General features: G+C 40.2%; 21 protein-coding genes. 7 read left to right on the forward strand and 14 right to left on the reverse strand.

Going from position 1 to position 20,650, the window contains the following annotated elements; translation table 11 throughout:
* Window positions 1-130: 130 nt before the first annotated feature.
* Both A4S05_RS15450 and A4S05_RS15455 read right to left on the reverse strand, forming a co-directional pair.
* Window positions 131-775 carry a DUF3318 domain-containing protein gene (locus tag A4S05_RS15450; RefSeq protein WP_069070711.1) on the reverse strand — a complete coding sequence of 215 codons (645 nt, stop codon included), beginning with the start codon at window positions 773-775 and terminating at the stop codon, window positions 131-133.
* A gap of 77 nt (window positions 776-852) precedes the next feature.
* On the reverse strand, window positions 853-1,410 hold the full coding sequence (locus tag A4S05_RS15455; RefSeq protein WP_069070712.1) for a hypothetical protein: 558 nt from the start codon (window positions 1,408-1,410) through the stop codon (window positions 853-855).
* Window positions 1,411-1,981: 571 nt separating this feature from the next.
* Here A4S05_RS15455 and A4S05_RS15460 point away from each other — a divergent pair.
* The 4 genes from A4S05_RS15460 to A4S05_RS15475 all read left to right on the forward strand — a co-directional run bounded on the left by A4S05_RS15460 (window position 1,982) and on the right by A4S05_RS15475 (window position 6,173).
* Window positions 1,982-3,061, forward strand: a complete 1,080-nt coding sequence (locus tag A4S05_RS15460) for an amino acid ABC transporter substrate-binding protein (RefSeq protein ID WP_069070793.1) — start codon at window positions 1,982-1,984, stop codon at window positions 3,059-3,061.
* Between the two features lie 44 nt (window positions 3,062-3,105).
* The gene (locus tag A4S05_RS15465) at window positions 3,106-4,032 is read left to right on the forward strand and encodes an amino acid ABC transporter permease (RefSeq protein WP_069070713.1); all 927 of its coding nucleotides are present in this window, start codon (window positions 3,106-3,108) and stop codon (window positions 4,030-4,032) included.
* Between the two features lie 141 nt (window positions 4,033-4,173).
* Complete coding sequence (locus A4S05_RS15470; protein ID WP_084227126.1) at window positions 4,174-5,349, forward strand: amino acid ABC transporter permease; 1,176 nt, start codon at window positions 4,174-4,176, stop codon at window positions 5,347-5,349.
* A gap of 83 nt (window positions 5,350-5,432) precedes the next feature.
* Window positions 5,433-6,173, forward strand: coding sequence for an amino acid ABC transporter ATP-binding protein (locus A4S05_RS15475; RefSeq protein ID WP_069070714.1), 741 nt, complete (start codon window positions 5,433-5,435; stop codon window positions 6,171-6,173).
* 36 nt (window positions 6,174-6,209) lie between these two features.
* Here A4S05_RS15475 and A4S05_RS15480 read toward each other — a convergent pair whose 3' ends face one another.
* From A4S05_RS15480 to A4S05_RS15495, 4 genes are all read right to left on the reverse strand, one after another.
* On the reverse strand, window positions 6,210-6,641 hold the full coding sequence (locus tag A4S05_RS15480; RefSeq protein ID WP_069070715.1) for an HNH endonuclease: 432 nt from the start codon (window positions 6,639-6,641) through the stop codon (window positions 6,210-6,212).
* Window positions 6,642-6,646: 5 nt separating this feature from the next.
* Window positions 6,647-7,009: a hypothetical protein gene (locus A4S05_RS15485; protein ID WP_069070716.1), complete on the reverse strand. Its 363-nt coding sequence runs from the start codon at window positions 7,007-7,009 to the stop codon at window positions 6,647-6,649.
* Window positions 7,010-7,119: 110 nt separating this feature from the next.
* Window positions 7,120-7,383 carry a Txe/YoeB family addiction module toxin gene (locus tag A4S05_RS15490; RefSeq protein WP_069070717.1) on the reverse strand — a complete coding sequence of 88 codons (264 nt, stop codon included), beginning with the start codon at window positions 7,381-7,383 and terminating at the stop codon, window positions 7,120-7,122.
* On the reverse strand, window positions 7,364-7,615 hold the full coding sequence (locus A4S05_RS15495; protein ID WP_069070718.1) for a hypothetical protein: 252 nt from the start codon (window positions 7,613-7,615) through the stop codon (window positions 7,364-7,366). The genes A4S05_RS15490 and A4S05_RS15495 overlap by 20 nt, the downstream gene beginning before the upstream one ends.
* A gap of 238 nt (window positions 7,616-7,853) precedes the next feature.
* On the opposite strand from A4S05_RS15495, the gene A4S05_RS15500 reads away from it, so the two are divergent.
* Complete coding sequence (locus A4S05_RS15500; protein WP_069070719.1) at window positions 7,854-9,038, forward strand: hypothetical protein; 1,185 nt, start codon at window positions 7,854-7,856, stop codon at window positions 9,036-9,038.
* Window positions 9,039-9,123: 85 nt separating this feature from the next.
* Here A4S05_RS15500 and A4S05_RS15505 read toward each other — a convergent pair whose 3' ends face one another.
* The 6 genes from A4S05_RS15505 to A4S05_RS15530 form a co-directional block, all read right to left on the reverse strand.
* On the reverse strand, window positions 9,124-10,239 hold the full coding sequence (locus A4S05_RS15505) for a hypothetical protein (protein WP_141699726.1): 1,116 nt from the start codon (window positions 10,237-10,239) through the stop codon (window positions 9,124-9,126).
* A 166-nt stretch (window positions 10,240-10,405) separates the two neighbouring features.
* Entirely contained in the window at window positions 10,406-11,809 is a 1,404-nt protein-coding gene (locus A4S05_RS15510; protein ID WP_069070721.1) for a ferredoxin:protochlorophyllide reductase (ATP-dependent) subunit N, read from the reverse strand.
* Between the two features lie 176 nt (window positions 11,810-11,985).
* The gene (locus tag A4S05_RS15515; RefSeq protein WP_069070722.1) at window positions 11,986-12,774 is read right to left on the reverse strand and encodes a DUF5331 domain-containing protein; all 789 of its coding nucleotides are present in this window, start codon (window positions 12,772-12,774) and stop codon (window positions 11,986-11,988) included.
* A gap of 32 nt (window positions 12,775-12,806) precedes the next feature.
* Entirely contained in the window at window positions 12,807-13,673 is an 867-nt protein-coding gene (gene bchL / locus A4S05_RS15520; protein WP_069070723.1) for a ferredoxin:protochlorophyllide reductase (ATP-dependent) iron-sulfur ATP-binding protein, read from the reverse strand.
* A gap of 693 nt (window positions 13,674-14,366) precedes the next feature.
* Window positions 14,367-14,621: a TIGR02450 family Trp-rich protein gene (locus tag A4S05_RS15525; RefSeq protein ID WP_069070724.1), complete on the reverse strand. Its 255-nt coding sequence runs from the start codon at window positions 14,619-14,621 to the stop codon at window positions 14,367-14,369.
* A gap of 45 nt (window positions 14,622-14,666) precedes the next feature.
* Entirely contained in the window at window positions 14,667-15,044 is a 378-nt protein-coding gene (locus A4S05_RS15530) for a hypothetical protein (RefSeq protein ID WP_256090991.1), read from the reverse strand.
* Between the two features lie 186 nt (window positions 15,045-15,230).
* Here A4S05_RS15530 and A4S05_RS15535 point away from each other — a divergent pair, with 186 nt between their 5' ends.
* Window positions 15,231-16,073 (forward strand): GAF domain-containing protein, encoded by an 843-nt coding sequence (locus A4S05_RS15535; protein WP_069070726.1) that lies wholly within the window; start codon window positions 15,231-15,233, stop codon window positions 16,071-16,073.
* 28 nt (window positions 16,074-16,101) lie between these two features.
* On the opposite strand, the gene A4S05_RS15540 is transcribed toward A4S05_RS15535, so the two are convergent.
* Entirely contained in the window at window positions 16,102-16,353 is a 252-nt protein-coding gene (locus A4S05_RS15540) for a hypothetical protein (protein WP_069070727.1), read from the reverse strand.
* Window positions 16,354-16,831: 478 nt separating this feature from the next.
* Between A4S05_RS15540 and clpB the strand changes: the two genes are divergently transcribed.
* Window positions 16,832-19,450: an ATP-dependent chaperone ClpB gene (gene clpB, locus A4S05_RS15545; protein WP_069070728.1), complete on the forward strand. Its 2,619-nt coding sequence runs from the start codon at window positions 16,832-16,834 to the stop codon at window positions 19,448-19,450.
* 245 nt (window positions 19,451-19,695) lie between these two features.
* Here clpB and A4S05_RS15550 read toward each other — a convergent pair whose 3' ends face one another.
* Window positions 19,696-20,250, reverse strand: coding sequence for an SRPBCC family protein (locus A4S05_RS15550; RefSeq protein ID WP_069070729.1), 555 nt, complete (start codon window positions 20,248-20,250; stop codon window positions 19,696-19,698).
* Window positions 20,251-20,650: the final 400 nt, after the last annotated feature.

The following is a 20,650-nucleotide window of genomic DNA, read 5'->3' on the forward strand; positions in this document are numbered from 1 at the left end:
GCTTTGTGCATTTTTAACTCTGAATAGGGTTTGGGAAAAGGTTAAAGGTTAAAGGTTAAAGGTTTTTTCTTTCCCCTTTCCTTTTCCCAAAAACCCGACAAGTATTGCCACCCAACCCAATTTCTGGTTTCTAGAGTGCACCTTCATCTGTAGTTTTTGATTTAGCTTTTGCCTTATTGGCACTGCGTTTGAGGGCAGAAAGTCTTGCTTCGTATCTCGATCGTTGGCGCTTACTAGGAGTATTGTCAATCAGGGTTTTTAAGGCGCTACCGAGACTCTTGTAAGCATTGGGGAGGCTATAACCAAAACGAGTTGCCAAAGCGATCGCTTTCTCATCAGCATTGAGCAATTCTTTTAGTTGCTTTTCCCCATTATTCTTTTGGTAGAGTCGCCAGCCTGACACGCCACAAAGCGACAAAGCTAACACCAGCAGCAATCCATCTTGTACCCACAATTCGCCCACAGCACCACCTAACCCGATGGCTAGTGCTGCCATTTCCCAACCATCTTTGGGAATTGTGTCATTTTGAACGCGAGCAACTTCATGCCAGAACAGCAGATTACGCTGATCCATTGCGAGGGCATCCCATTTCACCAAGTCAATTTGGATTTCTACCTGGTCTTTACCAATTTCTTCGCAACGAACCAGGGGTGGATTGACCTCAGTTGTGCCTTCAACCGTGACCCAGCTCTGTAATTCTGGCGGTAATAAGCCTTTCAACCGCCGGAGTTCACTCATTTCCGCTTTGGCAGAGGAGGTTGCATAGGATGTCATAATATCCAGCCCCAGAAAATTTCAGTATATAGTGAGGGTATCACTTTGGAGTATAGCTATTTAAGTGATGATCCGTCTCACTCGTTAGGAAAACTTCCTCGCTTTTTTCGCGCTTCCATTGCTTTTTCCAGCAAATCTAACAATCCTGGAGCTTCTTCTTGGATACTGAGTAACAGTCTTTCCCCAAGTTCTATATTCCCCGGATCAAGACCTGTCACCATCACTTCTTTCAGGCGAGGTATTGCTATACCATCCACAATCTGAATTAACCCACTCAGACAACGGTGAAATTGTTTTTCTGTCAAAATCGAGTCTTCTAGAGGGAACTCAATAATGGCACGGATTTCGCCATCGGATGGGTCATACTCCCATTGCAACATTTTGGTTTCCCAGGAAATGGCAAGCATTGTCTGTAGGATCACTCCCTTGTGAGGATGGTCTTGAATTCCTGTCAGAACTTGAGGGGCAAATACGCGAAAAAATTTTCCCTCTTCATCCAGCTGGACAACTATTAGGAAATCTTCTAGGTTATCAGCCTCCACACCTGTTATAATTCGGTCTTCTTCATCATCAAAACGGTAGTCCCAACCAAGGTTGTCTAAATAGTTGGCAATCTGTTCGAGGTTAGCTCCCATAAAAGCCTCATAAGGAACGTGGAGCAGTTGTTACCAGACCTAGTTTAACCTGCTAAGGGTAGTTGTTTGGGTTGGTGTGGATACTTCTAATCACATAGAAATATGCAATTAGGGCATGGGGCATGGGGAATGGGGCATGGAGAATGGGGCACTGGGCATGAAAATAGAAAAAACAGATAATCATTCTACGCTGTGAATAATGTTTCATTAAGGATTATTTCTCATTATTAAAAAAGTGATAATGACTTGTTTTTAAATCTTACGTGGCGAAGAATATAGCACTAACTCACTTAAATTTTAATATTTCCTTATGATTTTAATGAATATACTGCTAGAACAAGCATGGTAGCAGGAATTTAAATCAAAATTGAAAGCAGAAGTCAATTTTAAATAATTTCTATATAGCATCTGAGGCTTTTGAAAATATAAGTAAAAACGGTTTTTACCTTTTTAAAAGCGAATAAAAATAGCACATAGACTGATAAAGTTTTATATTACAAGCAACAAATTGTTTTCACTGAATGATTGTAGTGAGCAATACATTATTTTTGGTCTAGTAATTATGAAGTTTATGCGTAAATCAGCTTTAATTCTAGTGATCGCACCTTTAGTATGCGCGATCGCCTCTTGTGGTGGAGATTCAGGACAAACAGCAAGTACACCTGGTACTCCAGGCAGTAGTCCAGCAGCACCAGTAACTAGAAATCGTTGGGATAGCATTAAAAGCCGTGGTCAGTTAAGTTGCGGTGTCAGTGGTGAAGTGCCAGGGTTTAGCTTTGTGGGAACTGATGGTAAATACAGTGGCATTGATGTAGATATTTGTCGTGCGATCGCCGCAGCTTTATTTGACAAACCAGATGCAGTAGAATTTCGTAACCTGAATTCCAAAGAGCGGTTTACAGCTTTGCAAACTGGCGAAGTAGACATTCTCAGCCGCAACACTACCTGGACACTTAGCCGCGATACCTCTGTAGGTCTAGAATTTGCACCTGTGGTTTTTTACGACGGACAAGCCATAATGGTTCGCCAAAATAGCAACATTAAGTCCCTGGCAGACCTGAAGGATAAAGCAATCTGCGTTCAAACTGGTACAACCACCGAACAAAATTTAGCAGACCAAATGCGAAAAAGGGGCATTCCTTACAAACCCGTTGTTTTTGAAGACGTTAATGTTACCTTTGCTACCTATGCTCAAGGGCGTTGCGATGGCATTACAGCTGATCGTTCGGCATTGGTTTCTAGGCGCACAACTCTACCTAAACCAGAAGATAACGTAATTCTCGATGAAGTGATTTCTTCAGAACCTCTTGCACCAGCAGTTGCCAAAGGGGATGCTCGGTGGGGTGATGTTGTTAAATGGGTGGTTTATTCCCTAGTAAAAGCTGAAGAGTTGGGCATTAATTCTCAGAATGTGGGTCAGTTTGCTGCTAGTAATGACCCAGATATTAAACGCTTTTTGGGAACCGAGGGCAACCTTGGCGAAGGACTGGGCTTAACAAACGACTTTGCAGCCAGAATAATTAAACACGTTGGTAACTACGCCGAGATTTACGATCGCAACCTCGGCCCCAAAACAAAACTTAATCTAGTTCGCGGTCAAAATCAACTCTGGAGCAAAGGCGGACTACTTTATTCTCCGCCGTTTCGGTAGAAGAGATTAGGGAGATGAGGAGAATAACTTATGCCAAATGACAAATGACAAACTCAAAACCGTCTATATGGCGTGATGTCCGCTTTTGGAGGATTGCCTTGCAATTAGCTGCCGTATTTTTAGCAGCAATTGTAGTAGTAATCCTGTGGGGCAATCTTCAGCGCAATTTGCAGCAATTAGGTATTCAGTTTGGATTTGATTTTCTTAAGCAACAAGCATCTTTTGATATTGGCGAGGCGCTGATTAACTATAAACCCACTGACACCTACAGTCATGCTTTGTGGGTGGGGTTAATTAACTCCTTGCGTGTGGCGGTTGCAGGAATTTTTCTCACAACAATTGTAGGGGTAGGTGCTGGAATTGCCCGACTTTCTGACAACTGGCTAGTGCGGAATATCACGATGGTTTACGTGGAAATTTTCCGTAATACACCCTTACTGCTGCAATTGCTGTTTTGGTACTTTGCTGTTTTTCTTAGTTTTCCCAAAACAGAAAATAAGATATCCCTTTGGGGTTTTATTGGTGTTAGTCAAAATGGCTTAGAACTCCCTTGGTTTACCTTATCACCAGAGTTTTCAGCTTTGCTGTTGGGATTAACTTTTTACACAGGTGCATTTATTGCTGAGATTGTCCGAGGTGGGATTCAATCAGTACCGAAGGGACAATGGGAAGCAGCGCGATCGCTAGGATTAAAACCAGGGTTAGCAATGCGGTTAGTGATTTTTCCCCAAGCTTTGCGGGTAATCATTCCAACGTTAACGAGTCAGTATCTTAATTTGACCAAAAATACCAGTTTAGCGATCGCGATCGGCTACCCCGATATTTATTTTGTCGCCTCCACCACCTTTAATCTAACGGGGAAAGCTGTAGAAGTGATATTACTGATTATGCTCACCTATCTCACCCTAAGTTTAACCATCTCTGTAGTGATGAATTTATTCAATCGCAGTGTACAAATTAAAGAGAGATAAGACAATTTTAGATTTTAGATTTTGTTTCCGTAACATCTCGTAGAGAAAGATTTAGTGGTAATTGCTTTTTGCTTTCAATCTGTCGCAATATTTTTTTTTAATTGGTCTAGCAGAGGTATGCAGGGAGAATAAATAATTAAGATGACAAGTAATCCAAAATCCAAAATCCAAAATCCAAAATTGTTGTGGTTGCATAAAAACCTGTTTAGTACTTGGTACAACAGCTTGTTAACTGTTACCTGTTTGGTGTTGCTATTTTGGGCAGTGCGAGGAATTCTCACATGGGCAACCACTCAAGCACAATGGGCAGTAATTCAGATTAATTTACCTTTATTTTTAGTTGGTAGATTTCCGCAAACGCTATATTGGCGAATTTGGATTGTGGTAGCGATCGCTTCGATTTTAGCCGCCCTAACTGTAGGTGTATTCTTTGGCAAGCAACAATTAACAAAACGTGGAATTGCTTTGTTTGCTTTTATCATCGGCATTTTATTAGTTGTTTTACCACAAGACTTTACATCCCGCCTTTGGTTATTGTTAATTGCAGTTTTACTATTTGTAGGTTTTTGGCTTGGAGGAAAGTTTACTAAGATAGTAACTCCTTGGCTATCTCTATTATGGTTATTATCTTTCCCCATAATTCTTTGGCTAATTGGCGGTGGATTTGGATTGCAGCCAGTATCTACAAATTTGTGGAATGGTTTGCTACTTACCCTCCTGATGGCAGCAGTTAGTATTGTGCTTTCCTTTCCCATTGGGGTTTTACTGGCTTTAGGGCGCACAAGCAATTTACCCGTAGTGCGTTGGTTTTCTATCCTGTACATTGAAATTATTAGAGGATTACCACTGATTGGTATTTTGTTCTTAGCTCAGGTAATGCTTCCCTTGTTTCTATCAGCAGATGTGCGTCTAGATCGAGTATTGCGAGCAATTGCTGGATTGGTTTTATTTAGTGCTGCATACATGGCAGAAAACGTGCGTGGTGGACTCCAATCAGTACCTCGCGGTCAAATCGAAGCTGCAAAAGCGCTAGGGTTAAATACAGCCTTAGTAATTTTGTTAATCGTCTTACCTCAAGCCTTACGTACCGTTATTCCTGCGATCGTTGGTCAGTTTATTGGCTTATTTAAAGACACTTCACTATTATCTTTGGTGGGATTAGTAGAACTAACAGGTATTGCCCGTTCCATATTGGCACAACCACAATTTCTTGGACGTTATGCAGAAGTTTATCTATTTATTGGATTTATTTACTGGGTATTTTGTTATTCCATGTCGTTAGCTTCTCGGCGCTTAGAGAGACAGTTGAGTAATTAGTTATTGGTCATTAGTCATTAGTCATTGATTATTGGTTATTGGTTGTTATAAAAATAATATTCATTATTAGGGCTTTGAATAATATGTCAGATATACAAAAAATAATTGTTGCTGAAAATGTTCATAAGTGGTATGGAAAATTCCACGTTCTTCAGGGTGTGAGCTTGACAGTCAATCGTGGAGAAGTAGTAGTATTAATGGGGCCGTCTGGTTCAGGAAAATCTACCTTTATTCGCACATTTAACGCTTTAGAAGAATATCAACAGGGAAAAATTGAAATCGACGGCATTACCCTCAGCCATGACTTGCGAAATATTGAAACGATTCGCAAAGAAGTGGGAATGGTGTTTCAGCAATTTAATTTATTTCCTCATTTGACAGTGCTGCAAAATATCTCTTTAGCACCAATTTGGGTACGGCGATCGCCAAAGGCAAAAGCTGAAGAATTGGCAATGCAACTCTTAGCAAGAGTGGGAATTTTAGAACAGGCGCAGAAGTATCCCGGACAGTTATCTGGTGGACAACAGCAACGGGTTGCGATCGCACGTGCTTTAGCCATGCAACCCAAAATCATGCTGTTTGACGAACCCACCTCGGCCTTAGATCCAGAAATGGTACGCGAAGTTTTGGATGTAATGCGAGGTCTAGCCCGTGATGGGATGACAATGGTAGTAGTCACCCACGAAGTTGGATTCGCTCGTGAAGTCGCCGACCGAGTTATTTTAATGGATAGCGGTTCCCTCGTCGAGTCAGCCACTCCAGACGCATTTTTCAGCAACCCCAAAGAAGAAAGAACACGCAAATTTTTGTCGCAAATTCTCTAAAACCTTTGCGCTACTTTGCACCTCTCTGCGGTTTCTTCAATCTTCTGGAGGATGCCAACCCGCAAGTACCCAATAACTGCGAACTTCAAGTGCATCTGCATCATCACTCAGATGTAGAACTGCAACAGTTGCTCTACCAGTCGGCGTTTTGCCAACAATACGTAAACCATCTTCACTCCAGCCAAAATGCTCAAACCAGACTTGAGTACGAGGGTTAAATAGCCTTACTGTTTCGTTCGTTTCTGGATCAACCCCTGTAGTTTTATCACTTTTGTAGCGATTACATAGGGGACAAGCTAGCCACAAGTTGGATTCATCATTACTACCACCTTTAGATATGGGAATAATGTGTTCAATTTCCAAACGTGCCATCACTAAACGCTGAGGACTCAAACAATAGCCACAGCGATTTCGAGCATCGGTACGAACACGACGTTCTATTTCTACAGGAATGTAAAATCGGGCCATTGCTGTTAATTAAGGGCTGGTTTCAAGCCACGTTCAACAGCCACTTTTAAGGCTCTTGCTTTACTTATTAAGCCACGTCGGTAGACTTGCATTAGTTCATCTAGTAGACGAACTTCTGCATCATTAAGCTGTCCCTCTCGGTAACGCGCTTGCAAGTCACTGAAAACCTCTTGCTGCTGAGTTTCCATCTGCATATCGCACATAGCCAAAACCTGCTCATCCGGTAATGACTCCACAGGTAGTTCGGTAATGGCGCGGTCAATCCATTCTAGTAATACATCTTCAAGCCGTCGATGTGTGAAAGCAGCGATTTCCTTTGCTTTTTGTGCCAGTGTTTCAGGGAGTTGAAGAGTGACAATTTCAGCCATTTTCTATCTGCTTGCCTTTTACTTCTGATTGTATCTGCGATCGCTCTGCATCTTCTCGTTAAAAAAGAGCGATCGCTTTAACTAAAACAATATCCCAGCCTCAATAACCTTTATTGCTCATAATGATATTTACAAGTCAAAATAATCAATAAATCTTCTTGCACTTTGTAAACTAATCTATGTTCATCTGTGATTCGCCTTGACCAGTAACCTTGTAGTTCATATTTTAATGGTTCTGGCTTCCCTATCCCTGCAAAAGGATCTCTTTGTATATCTCTAATCAGTGCTAATATTTTTTTGAAAATTTTCTTGTCTTCTGTTGCCCACTGACCTAATTGTTCAAAAGCTTCTGGTTCAAAGGTAATTTTTTTCATATTCATCTAAATCTACATAAATTAGATTTCCTTTTTCTACATTTTCCAAAGCTTTGAGCAGATGTTTTTTGTTATTCTCTGATTTCAAAAGATAAGTAGTTTCATCCTCTTCAGTTGATGGTTCAACTAGCACAATAACTTCTACGATTGTTCCTTCTGGTAGTTCGGTTGCTGAGAGTTCAATCTTGCCATCTTTGCCTACAATAGCTTTTTGTTTAATTCCACTAAGCATAATTCATATTTCCTCCTATCTTTACTACCTTATTGTAACTATGTTTGACTGAGATGATATTTGAGCGATCGCTTTTCTTTGTTGGCGTGGATGGTTCGTTAAAAAGAGCGATCGTTATTAGACAGAATAGAACTCAAATTGGGAATACTAAGTGAAGCGCAGATATTTGCTGTGCAGAATCGAAGTGACTAGCTAGCAGACATCACGCTGTTGAAATTTTAGCAAATGAGAGAAAATTATGGAAACGGTTACAGCAACATTTTCAATTCCTGACTGGATTAATGAAGGCTTAAAAACTAAAGCCTACGAACGTGTTGGAGGTGTTATTCGTGATTTTCGGACAAAGCAGATAGTTGCTATGTTACGTGAAACAGTACCTTATTTAACTCAACCATTAACAATACTGTCTCAATTTGGTTCAGCAGCAAGTATTCTTAATCTGGGTGTTTCAGTAATAGGATTTGTCGTTGTAATTAAACGCTTATGGGAAATTGAACAGCGCCTTAAAATTGTACAAAAAGATGTCAATAAACTCAATCTTAAATTTGACCTTTCCGTTTATGCTAACTTTCGTGCAGCCCTTGATTTAGCGCGTGATGCTTTTACAATGAATAAGCTTGAAAATCGTATCAATATGGCAAATTTAGCCATCAACCGATTTTTAGAAGCTCAACATATTTATGCTGGTTCTTTTGAGACTGTATTAGAAGAAAACATTGAAGTTGCTGATGAGTATCTAAAATCATTATTTTTAACTTATGTAGCTAGGGCACTTTGCTATTTAGAATTAGAAGAAATTGATACTGCACTACATTGTTTACAAGAAGGTGCAGAGTTTCTATCTCAAAGTGTAAAAAAGTTTATTTTATCAACATTCCAATATCTTAATCAAGAAGAAAAAGAGCAATTTTATAAAAATCATACAATATTAGTTCCTCCTACACATCTCGCTGTAAATAACGTGATTAGTGGTGTTATTGGAGGATGGACTACTTTAAGACCAAAAGTAGAACCATTTTTTCTTGAAGCATCTCTATTAGCAATAGAGCCAATAATACCAATACCAGGAGTATTATTAGCATTAACTACACAAATAGCACCAATAACAGCAGCGCCAGTAGCTTTATTCTCTGTAGCAGTATTACTAAAAACATTACTAGATCAAAAATCTAAACAGGAGGTAGAACCAAAATTAACTCAAAAATTAGAAAAAATTGAAGCGCAGATAGAAGCATATTATTGTTTTGAGGCATATCAGGCAGAAATTCAGGCAATGTCTAAGTTAAATATCAATTTCAAAGATTGGCTTACACTAACTCCATTATCTGATATGCAAACTGAAAAATTAGAAGTTTTATATATTATTCCATCTACACCTTTACAAGTTGAAGTATGCAATTATTCAATTTTTGATTATGAATAATATATAATATTTAGTTTTAGTTTAAAAAATTAAAATTTAAACTTGGATAAAGGTTTGTACAAGTAATTTTATAATGTTAAAATTTTCAATTTATTAATTCACTATCATCATCAAGGTCTTTATGAATATATACGCCATTGGTATGAAGAAATCTGAGTAATGCAAAACGTATTATTCTTTCTAAACCAATGTAAGTTGGTATTCTCTTGAGAACCTTTTTTAAATCTTTGTCATCCACATTAGGTTCAGGTATACCAACTTCATTTATACTTTGATACATTTGTTCTATATATGGTTTAAAAATTTGCCCTGTATGAAGATACTTACTTCTTATGTCATGAGCTGCTTTTATATTTATTTCAATACATTCCTCTTTAAGTTTCATACTTTCATCAGTACTTTCTGTTTTACTAAAAAATTTCTTATTAAGTAAACTTTTGAGAGTTAAACTAAACTTTTTCCTTACTTTATATGATCCACTTTTTAAGTGTTTAATATCACTTTCTTGAGCTACGCACGCTAATCTAATAAATATTTGTTTAGTTTCTTCATCATATAATTCATTATCAGTATATTCATAAAAATTTGACAGTATTTCTCCACAAGTAATTAAATCAAGATATGCTTTTTCTATATCCTGATCCATGATTTGAAGTGAATTCAAATAAAACTTGCCAGCGGCCAAGAAGTATCTATGTAGTTTTTCATATTGAGCATTGCGAGTTAAGATAAACTTGATTATTGCTTCACATTTATCAAATGTAAGTGGAATTTCAAGGTCTTTTCTGGGGAAATGATTATTAATACCAAAATAGTAGTTATAAATTGAAAATATTGGTTCATAATTTGGCATCCAAAAAATTCCATAGCTTTCTAATATTCCATGATTATCAAACCTTTTTCCATAATAAACAGCGAGAGCAATAGATATACTGTCACCAATATATGAATTATCAGGAATTACTATTTGTTGATCTGGTTCAGGTAGAAAATTAAAAGTGCAAACATAGTAATATATACTTATTTGACTTTCATTATATTCATTCTCTCTCTGTGTATTTTTTAAAGCTTGATTTCTCATACTTGGATGTGCTGGTGCAATAAGTAATTCATCATTTTCATAGTCACCATTGAATCTAGCTGGTGATGAAATTAAACATTTGTGAATATTAGGATGTGATCTTAACTTTGAATTATTCATAATTAAAATTGTGAGTTTAAAACGTGAAAAAAAAGAGTAATCTTAATCTCAGTCTACAAATCTAGCACAACTTTCACCTCTCCTCTGCGGTTCGTAAAAAAAAGGACGAACCCGAAAAGTTCGCCCGTAACATAGTATTATGCTGTTGCTAAATCTAAACCCAAATCTAAATCTTCGCTTCTTCTCTCACCAACTTATCCCAACCTAAATCTTTCAAATTATTATTCCGACGTAGTGGACGAGTCACTAACTCTAACATGTCACGCGCATTCGTAAAGCCGTGAATTTGAGCAAAAGTGAACTCCACAGACCACTTTGTATTAATACCGCGTGCTTCCAACGGATTAGCGTGAGCCATACCAGTAATTACCAAATCTGGTTTCAACTCATAAATCCGCTGAAGTTGATTGTAATTATCCGGCTTCTCTACAATCCTTGGCAGAGGTGAATTCATTTCCTGGCAAGTTTTCTCCAGCAATGCCAACTCAGCAGCTTGATAGCGCTTATCCATGTAGGGAATGCCGATTTCGTGAACTGTCATCCCACAACGGATTAAGAATCTGGCTTGGGAAACTTCCAACAAGTTATCACCCATGAAGAATACAGATTTACCGCGAATCAGTTTCACATAATCTTCCAAACCTGCCCAAATTTGTGCTTCCCGTTCATCCAAACCCTTGGGAGTAATACCGAACACCGAGCAGATTTTCTCAATCCAAGCGCGAGTACCGTCAGGGCCAATGGGGAAGGGTGCGCCAATGAGTTTACACTTGCGGCGACGCATTAAGGTGGTAGCTGTGCGGCTGAGGAAGGGGTTGACACCAGCGACATAATACCCTTCTTCCAGTACTGGCAATTCTGTGAAGCGCTTCGCGGGTAGCCAGCCGGAAACTTTGATGCCTTGTTTCTTCAGTTCCAAGGTTAACTGAGTAACCACGGGGTCGGGAAGGGAGCCAAAGAGAACTAAGGGTGGATGATCTACGTACTCAGATTCATCTTGGGCGACATCTTCTTTCTTTTTACCAAAGTTGAGCAATTTAGCGATCGCATTCCGTTCACTTTTCTCTGTTTCCGCCACCGGAGACTTATCAGGACAACGGTTAGCCATTGCTGCTAATACGGTGTCTTCTCCTTGGGTGAAGGCGTAATCTAGACCATTTGCCCGCGCAACAACGATGGGAATGCCAATTTCGGATTCTAGCTTCGGTGCCAAACCTTCCAAATCTGTTTTGATAATTTCGGTGGTGCAAGTGCCAATCCAGACAATTACACTAGGATTGCGATCGCGTTTAATCTGCAAGCACAACCGCTTTAACTCTTCATAATCACTCAGTTGTGCCGAAATATCGCCCTCTTCCAACTCTGCCATTGCATAGCGGGGTTCAGCAAAAATCATTACCCCCATCGCATTTTGCAGGAAGTAGCCACAAGTTTTTGTCCCAATCACCAAAAAGAAGCTATCTTCAATTTTTTGGTATAACCACGCCACGCAGCTAATTGGGCAAAAGGTATGGTAATTTCCAGTTTCACATTCAAAGCTTAAAGCTTCTGGTTGTTGAGCGACAGTCATTTTGGTTTTTTCTCCCCTTGATATTTAATGGCAGTTCAACCAATTTCAGATTTTAGATTGATAATTTTGGATTGAAGGCTGGGACAATAAAAGTATCCTCTGTCTAACGACAATTTCCCTAATTCCTCATCCAAAACCCCAAATCTAAACCTTAAAATTGCGAAGAACGGCAATAATTAAGCGTTGGGGAAGAGGCGGGCAATTTCTGATTCATCAAAAACGCCTGCTGGCAGTTCTTCCCCCAAAAAATCGTTACTTTCTTCAGCCTTTTGCAAAGCTGTTTCATCACCCCAGACATCTGATAACACGTCTTTAAACGCATTCTCATCTAGTGAACTATCTTCAAGTTCCTCGTCTTCATCCAGCTTTACTTCTATCGCAGCTGTTGAATCGAAGGCAATTTCCCCAAACTCATCTGCTTCTAAACTAGAGGTTTGCAGAGACTCATCTTTTGAGTTGTGTCCGTTGGTCAAGGAAATATCGCCAAAGCCATCCTCGGTTTCCTCCAACTCGCTGATCCCAAAGCTTTCATCCTCAGAATCCACCATTGTGAACTCTTGAACTACCGCCACCGCCGCAAAGCCATTTGTATGAGAATGTGTCAATGTTTCATCTTCAGGCTTTTCGTCAATGACATCTGCTGCTGCTTCCACGAATCTCTCGACATCTGGGTTGACGACGAAGCGATTACCGAGAGCTAAATCTGGGTCAAAATGCAAATCCAGCACGTCAATTAGGGTATCGGCGTCAGGATTAAGTTTGGCAAAGGGCAACATTAACTGCGCTAGCTTCGGTTCTAGGGCGTTAAGAACTCCCAGGATGAGGTAAGAAGGTGGTCGCTTCCCGCCATCAGGGGTGTACACTGATTCCACTTGCATGTGCAGGGTAATCCAGTCTCGATTATTCTGGAAAAATTGCAACCACTTTTGCTTTATTGAATCTGTAAAGCTATGAAAGAATGCCATGTTATTGTCCCCCATCCTGAGAACTTGGTGATTTATACAATCATCAAGTCTAGTTCCTCTTCTGAATTAGGAACCTGGGGTTTACCCGGATTTAGATAAAAATCGGACAACAAAGCGAACAACTCCCGATCTGGTGTGTCATTCGGTACAACACCTTCAGGACGCGCTAGAATTTGGTCGGCGATGTTGAGATAGTAGTCGCAAACGTAGTCTAGGGAAGGATCTTGCTCTGCCATCTCAAATAAAGTCTTTCCTTTCACACGGGAAACACGGATATCTTCAATCAAAGGCAAAACTTCCAAAACTGGCATGGGCACAGCTTCTATATATTTTTCAATCAAGTCGCGCTTGGAGGTGCGATTGCCAATTAACCCAGCTAAACGCAGTGGGTGAGTTCGGGCTTTTTCGCGGACTGAAGCAGCAATCCGATTAGCCGCAAATAAAGCATCAAAGCCGTTGTCTGTAACAATCAGGCAGTAATCTGCATAGTTGAGTGGTGCTGCAAAACCACCGCAAACTACGTCACCCAGAACGTCAAAAAGAATTACATCGTACTCATCAAAGGCGTTGAGTTCTTTAAGTAATTTTACGGTTTCACCGACCACATAGCCGCCACATCCAGCACCCGCAGGTGGGCCACCAGCTTCTACGCAATCAACACCACCGTAGCCTTTATAAATCACATCTTCCGGCCAGACATCCTCGTAGTGATAATCCTTTTCTTGGAGGGTGTCGATAATTGTCGGAATCAAAAACCCAGTCAGGGTAAAGGTACTGTCATGTTTGGGGTCGCAACCAATTTGCAGCACTTTCTTGCCACGTTTAGCTAGGGCGACGGATATATTACAGCTAGTTGTGGATTTGCCGATACCACCTTTTCCGTAGACTGCTAGTTTCACTGTTGTTTCCCTCTTATAGCTTCTTGTCAAACTTGTGGCTCAAACATTTGCCTTCACCTTTCCTGAGATGGCGATGCGTGAGGTCTGTGAATGTCATTATTGGGCAAATTACATAGAAAAGAAAGTGGCTCCTAATCTGTAAAACGGTCTAATATGATGAATTAAAAATTAATTGTATCTATTTAGGTTTTTATCAACCTAAAAGACTTTAATAGCTCTAAAAATAGCTAAAAAAAACTTTTTATTACTTATTTTTATAAAAATAGTTACAAAATACAAAAAGCTAGAATAGGCTTTTTTGAATGCTTTTCATGGAATTAGCTGATGTTTGTACAACGTGTTTTCAGCGCATTGGGGCGCAGGGTTAAGGGTAAAGCGAGGTATATGCAGCCCTATGCTGAAAATACTATTGGAATTTGCGTTAGCGTAGCTCGCCGTACCACTTCCCTGCGGGACGCTACGCGAACGTGGAAGCAACCTACGCACAGCGTTCCGCAGGAAAGGTATCGCAGATAAATTGCCAGTTTTTAGTCGATAGTCACAACCATTTAATTGCTGCTTGAGAGTAAGTTAGTGTGATTTTGTAAAAAATTATTAAATTGTCAGATCTTATCTAAGATTGTTAAATCTTTCGGCTGCCGCCTCCTTCAATGGCAGCAGCCCACTTATGGGCAACACTGGGAGCGAAGCAAATCAGGACACCTCATTTTCAATTCCGTGGATTTCCTGTAATGTTTGCCAGCCAGCTTGCCATTGGGAGTTATCTTGTAATAATTTGGCATTTATCCAGAAACGGACTTTAGGATCACAAGCAGAAACCATTTCGGCATAAACCCACTTAGCCTGATTTTTACGATTTACTACTTGGAAGTGCCGCCAGCCATCAACTTTTTGCTGTGCTGTCCACTTAGAACCAACTAGGTAAGGAAATTTTTGTTTTTTAGTCATTTGTCATTCGTCATTCGTCATTNNTCCCCAGTCCCCAGTCCCCAACTAAGCCAAATCACCGTTACGGGTAAACTTCTGGCAATGCAACTCACTATCTTGCTGAACACATAGCGAAAACCATCTTATATGACTCCAGCAGGTGTTGATGTTGTTGGTAATTTTGCGCTTTTTCTTGGAAAGGCGTTGTCTTACAACTTCATTAGGGCACAGAATTTCTAACGTACCCGTACCATCTTCGTAATTGACGATGCGAAATAAACAGTCTTGCAACATAGCACGGCTGCTGCTGTCGAAGAAGCGCTTAAACCGCTGTAGCTTTTCCCCTTCAGTCATTTGGCTGATGGGTTTTATTTTAAATAACTCTTCATCCTCAAAGTCAAAGTCATCGTCTTCAAAGTCGTAGGGGTCAATCATTTTCAGCATCCACTAGGCGACCTGGAATTATGGTAACTCTGTGTGGGGACAGGGAAGGTTTATGCAGATGACTGTGCAACAACTGTTAGATATATCTCAGTGAGATTCTGTAAAGTACACCTGTTGTTGTTTATATAGCCTTTATACTGTAATTAAAGGTCTACTGACCACCTCTTTAGATGCCAATCAGCAGCTATGGCGTTTAATTTACCAAAAATTCCCAACTGGGTAAAAATAGTTATCAGTTTTCTAGCGTCTTTATCGCTTGCAGCTTTTAGTGGTGTTATTGGCAACCAAGCAGATAAAGTGTTTTCAGAAAAGCTATTGCCTTTAATTAACGAGCCAATACCTGTCAAACTATGGGTTTTGGCTTTAGTTCTATTAATTACTCTGTTGCCGCTTTCATTGAGTACAATACATTATCATAAAGCGCATCAAATCGCAATCAAGCTTAACGAACTGGATGAATCTCTACTATTACTTCTACCTAAGCTAGATGTAAATCCAAATATTCATGAATCACTCAAGCGGCTCTTAGAGCAATTTATCGAAAAAACACTCAACATCATGCCACTTCTAGATGGGTGTGGTATCGCAATTTATGCACCAGATCCTAGTGATCCAGATTTTTTAACTACTTGGTGTCAATCACAATCACCAAATGAGTATGGAAATAAAGTACGTTTCTATATTGGTAAAGACTCTAATCCAAATCGGGGATGTGCGGGTTGTACTTTCATTGACAAAAAGCGACGGGTTGTACACTTATCACGCAGCAATAATATGTGGCACGCGGATGATCCGCAATACGTTTTTAGCAAAGATAGAACTGGCCGTATTTTAGATTATGAAACATTGATTACTATACCAATAATCGGAGGTACGGATAGTTTAGGAGTTTTGTGTCTCTACAGTAGAGATGTGACAACTTTTGATTCTAAAGCCACCCAAGAGTTGCTATTTGTAATTGCTAATCGCCTAGCTGGAGTTATGCTAGTAGCGCGTAATTACCAAGTACAACATTCAATTACTAATTAAAACTCTAATTTCAGCACATAGATAGATACTATCTGAGTTTAATTAAGTCCTGATCTTTGTTTTGCCGCCAAGGAGATGCCAAAAAACGCCATAGCTTTGGTATGAGCTTATCTTTACTAGCTAATTCGAGGGTAACTGAACCATAATCTGTACCATATTTACGTTCAGCTTCCTGAAATTGGCTTAGGCTTTTCTTCCCGCGCATATAATCTTTGGATTCTCTCATTAACAGAGATTGGCGTTCTTCGGCTGTTAAACTTCTTATATGAATATCTTTCACCTTTTTCACCACTATTAAATAACGATAGATAATTTTACTGGTTTATATTTAGTTTTTATGCATTTTCTGACAGGAATCTTTTCATGACAGATCGTAGTATTATACATTCATTTTACTCAATTTATCAATAAAACTAGCTGCGACTCCCTAGAAACTCATTATATTCATTGTGCTAGCACTCTGTTAACAGAAATTTACTGAATATCAGCAATAAGTTAATTTAAATTAAATTTCTGATGATTATGATGCTAGGATGCTCAGGGCGATCGCTTTAGTGTGTCTTTAGCCTGGGAAATTTGTTTGTAGACAAACCAAAAGACGGTAGCAAAACCAGCAAGGGCGGTAATACTACTACTCTACAAAGACGTGAAGACCGATCCAGCTAAGAGCTTACCTTTTTTTACAATGTCTTTATGGGAGACTATTTGTCTCTCTGTGCCTTGTGCGCCTAGAGTGGTTTCTCTAAAAGCCTGCCTATATGCAACCTACTAATCCTAATCAATTTACAGAAAAAGCCTGGGAAGCGATCGCCCATACCCCGGATATTGTTAAACAATATCAACAACAGCAGATAGAAAGTGAACACCTGATGAAAGCGCTGCTAGAACAAGATGGTCTAGCAACAGGGATTCTCACAAAAGCGGGTGTTAACCTCCAAAAACTGCGCGATCGCACTGAACAATTTTTTAAACGTCAACCAAAAGTATCTGGTAGCAGCAGTTCTGTCTACTTGGGACGCAGCTTGGATACGCTTTTAGACCGAGCGGATGGGTATCGCAAGGAGTTTCAAGACGAATATATTTCAATTGAACACTTATTGCTGGCTTACGCTAAAGATGACCGCTTTGGCAAAGCTTTATTCCAAGAATTCGGTTTAGACGAAGGCAAGCTAAAAAATATTATTAAACAAATTCGTGGGAGCCAAAAAGTGACCGACCAAAATCCAGAAGGCAAATACGAAGCACTGGAAAAATACGGGCGTGACCTCACCGAAGCTGCACGTAAAGGTCAACTCGATCCAGTGATTGGACGGGATGATGAGATTCGTCGCACTGTCCAAATTCTCTCTCGCCGCACCAAAAATAACCCTGTGCTAATTGGTGAACCGGGTGTTGGTAAAACTGCGATCGCTGAAGGATTAGCACAGCGCATTATCGCAGGCGATGTACCCCAATCCCTCAAAGACCGCAAGCTGATTTCTTTAGATATGGGTGCTTTGATTGCGGGGGCAAAATTCCGGGGTGAATTTGAAGAACGCCTGAAAGCGGTATTAAAAGAAGTTACTGAATCTGGCGGCAATATTGTTTTATTTATTGATGAAATTCACACCGTTGTCGGCGCTGGTGCAACCCAAGGCGCGATGGATGCGGGTAACTTATTAAAACCGATGTTGGCGCGGGGCGAATTGCGCTGTATTGGGGCGACAACTCTGGATGAATACCGCAAACATATCGAAAAAGATGCTGCACTAGAAAGACGCTTCCAGCAAGTTTATGTCGATCAGCCAAGTGTAGAAGATAGTATTTCGATTTTGCGCGGGTTGAGAGAACGTTATGAAAACCACCACGGGGTGAAGATTTCTGATAGTGCTTTAGTTGCCGCCGCCGTATTGTCGAGTCGTTATATTAGCGATCGCTTCCTCCCTGATAAAGCCATTGATTTGGTAGACGAAGCCGCCGCTAGACTGAAAATGGAGATAACCTCCAAACCAGAAGAACTCGACGAAATCGATCGCAAGATTCTGCAATTGGAAATGGAGAAGCTATCGCTGCAAAAAGAAAGCGATGCAGCCTCTCGTGAACGTCTAGAAAGACTCGAAAAAGAAATTGCTGATTTCAAAGAAGAACAAAGAACGCTGAATACTCAATGGCAGTCTGAAAAAGATATCATTGACAAAATTCAGTCTGTTAAAAAAGAGATTGAACGGGTCAACTTAGAGATTCAGCAAGCAGAACGCGACTACGACCTTAACCGCGCTGCTGAGTTAAAATACGGCAATTTAACCAGTTTGCATCGTCAATTGGAAACAGTAGAATCTGAATTGGCAAGCACTCAAAAAAGTGGTAAATCACTATTGCGGGAAGAAGTCACTGAAGCTGATATTGCCGAAATTATTTCTAAATGGACAGGAATTCCCATCAGCAAGTTGGTGGAATCTGAGAAAGATAAACTGCTGCATTTAGAAGATGAACTGCACCACCGCGTGATTGGACAAGAAGAAGCAGTCACAGCTGTAGCGGATGCAATTCAGCGATCGCGGGCTGGACTGGCTGATCCTAATCGTCCCATTGCTAGCTTTATTTTCCTTGGGCCTACGGGTGTGGGTAAAACTGAGTTGGCGAAAGCGCTAGCGGCGTTTATGTTCGACAGTGAAGATGCACTGGTGCGAATCGATATGTCTGAGTACATGGAGAAACACGCCGTCTCCCGCTTAATCGGTGCGCCTCCAGGATATGTGGGTTATGAAGAAGGCGGACAACTTACAGAAGCGATTCGCCGCCGTCCTTACTCAGTGATTCTCTTCGACGAAATTGAGAAAGCACACCCCGATGTCTTCAATATATTCTTGCAAATTCTCGATGATGGTCGCGTCACTGATGCCCAAGGTCACAAGGTGGACTTTAAGAACGCTATTATCATCATGACCAGCAACATCGGTTCACAGTACATTCTTGATGTCGCTGGGGATAACGCCCATTACGACGAAATGCGCCGTCGGGTGATGGAAGCAATGCGAAATAGTTTCCGTCCAGAATTCCTGAACCGGATTGACGAAATCATCATCTTCCACGGTTTAGATAAGAAGGAATTGCGGCAAATTGTGCTACTGCAAGTGGAGAGATTGCGCCAAAGATTGAGCGATCGCAAAATATCCCTCAAACTCTCGGATACTGCACTTGACTTTTTAGCAGAAGTAGGATATGACCCCGTGTATGGGGCGCGTCCACTGAAGCGGGCGATTCAGCGAGAGTTGGAAACTCAAATTGCTAAATCCATCTTGCGCGGTGAATTCAACGACGGCGACACCATCTTTGTAGATGTCCAAAATGAGCGTCTTTCTTTTAGTCGCTTACCTGTCGAGGTATTTACTAGCTAATTGAAGCAATTTTCAGGTATTTACCCATTAGCAAGACGCTTTCTCCACGAGAGAAAGCGTCTTTGTAGTGAACTATTCTAGAAAAATGAACTTAGCTTCTGCAAAAAACTCCTCTTCCTGTGAACTTGAGGTACGATCCAAAATGCTTTTGCGATGCTGAAAGCCCCCAAAACTCTCAATATTCAGATCAAGCCGATTCATCCGTGAGGTTAATCTAAAATCTAAAATCTAAAATCCAAAATTGATTAACCCTTACAAATAACTTGTCGCATTTTACGCATATTTGCAGGCAATTCTAAATTCATTGCTTGTTGAATGAAAATTGATGGAATTGGAATCAGAGGGGTAGCTTGGACAGTGTAAGCAAGTATTGTGCCATTACCACAATCTTTGAGTTCTAAATTGGCGTTAAAGTCCTCAAAAGTCCCTTTTTCCATGCGAAATTGAATTTGCTGCCCCAGCACTTCTACAACGTTGAGGTAAATTTCCACTTGAGCTGTGAAAAAGAAGAAGGCTTTTTGTGCTGCTTGATACAGACGTTTCACTTCACCTTTATGTAATACCTCGCTCTGGGTGATATCGGGAAAATATTGTACCCAGCGGGGGTAATCAGTTAATTGCTGCCAAACATGCGATCGCACCATCGGCAAATACATCCAGGCAGTCACCGCACCACCACATGTCTTGTGCGATCGCGTTTCTACAAAAATTTCACCCTGTACCAGCAACTTTTGCTTGTCTTGATTCCAAGCCATATCTGAACCTGCAATAATTGAGTCTGATATATAAGACGCAGACATAATGATTTAAGTTACTCCTCAACTCATCCACCTAAAATGGAGTTGAAATTACAAGCCATAAAACTTGATTTAAATCCAACCCATTAAATTTAGTTCCAGTCTAATCCTTATTTTTTCCGGAAACAGTGATTTTTTGCTAATTATTTCAGTCACTTTACTGTAAAAACTGTATTCTTTCTCACAATTAACACAATTAGTACTTAAGTGAGTTTTATCAAAGTAATACTTGTAAATGAAAAACTGCATTATTAACAGCTAGAATTGCACAAAGACGAACTAATATCAAGTACCTTACCCCAACTTTTGGATAGCATATCTCGATTTTTACGTATTATTTCTGATGAAACTGCAACTTCATCGTAACTTCATATCTTAATTATCAATATTAAATGTAATGTCT

Source organism: Nostoc sp. KVJ20 (assembly GCF_001712795.1).
Lineage (GTDB): Bacteria > Cyanobacteriota > Cyanobacteriia > Cyanobacteriales > Nostocaceae > Nostoc.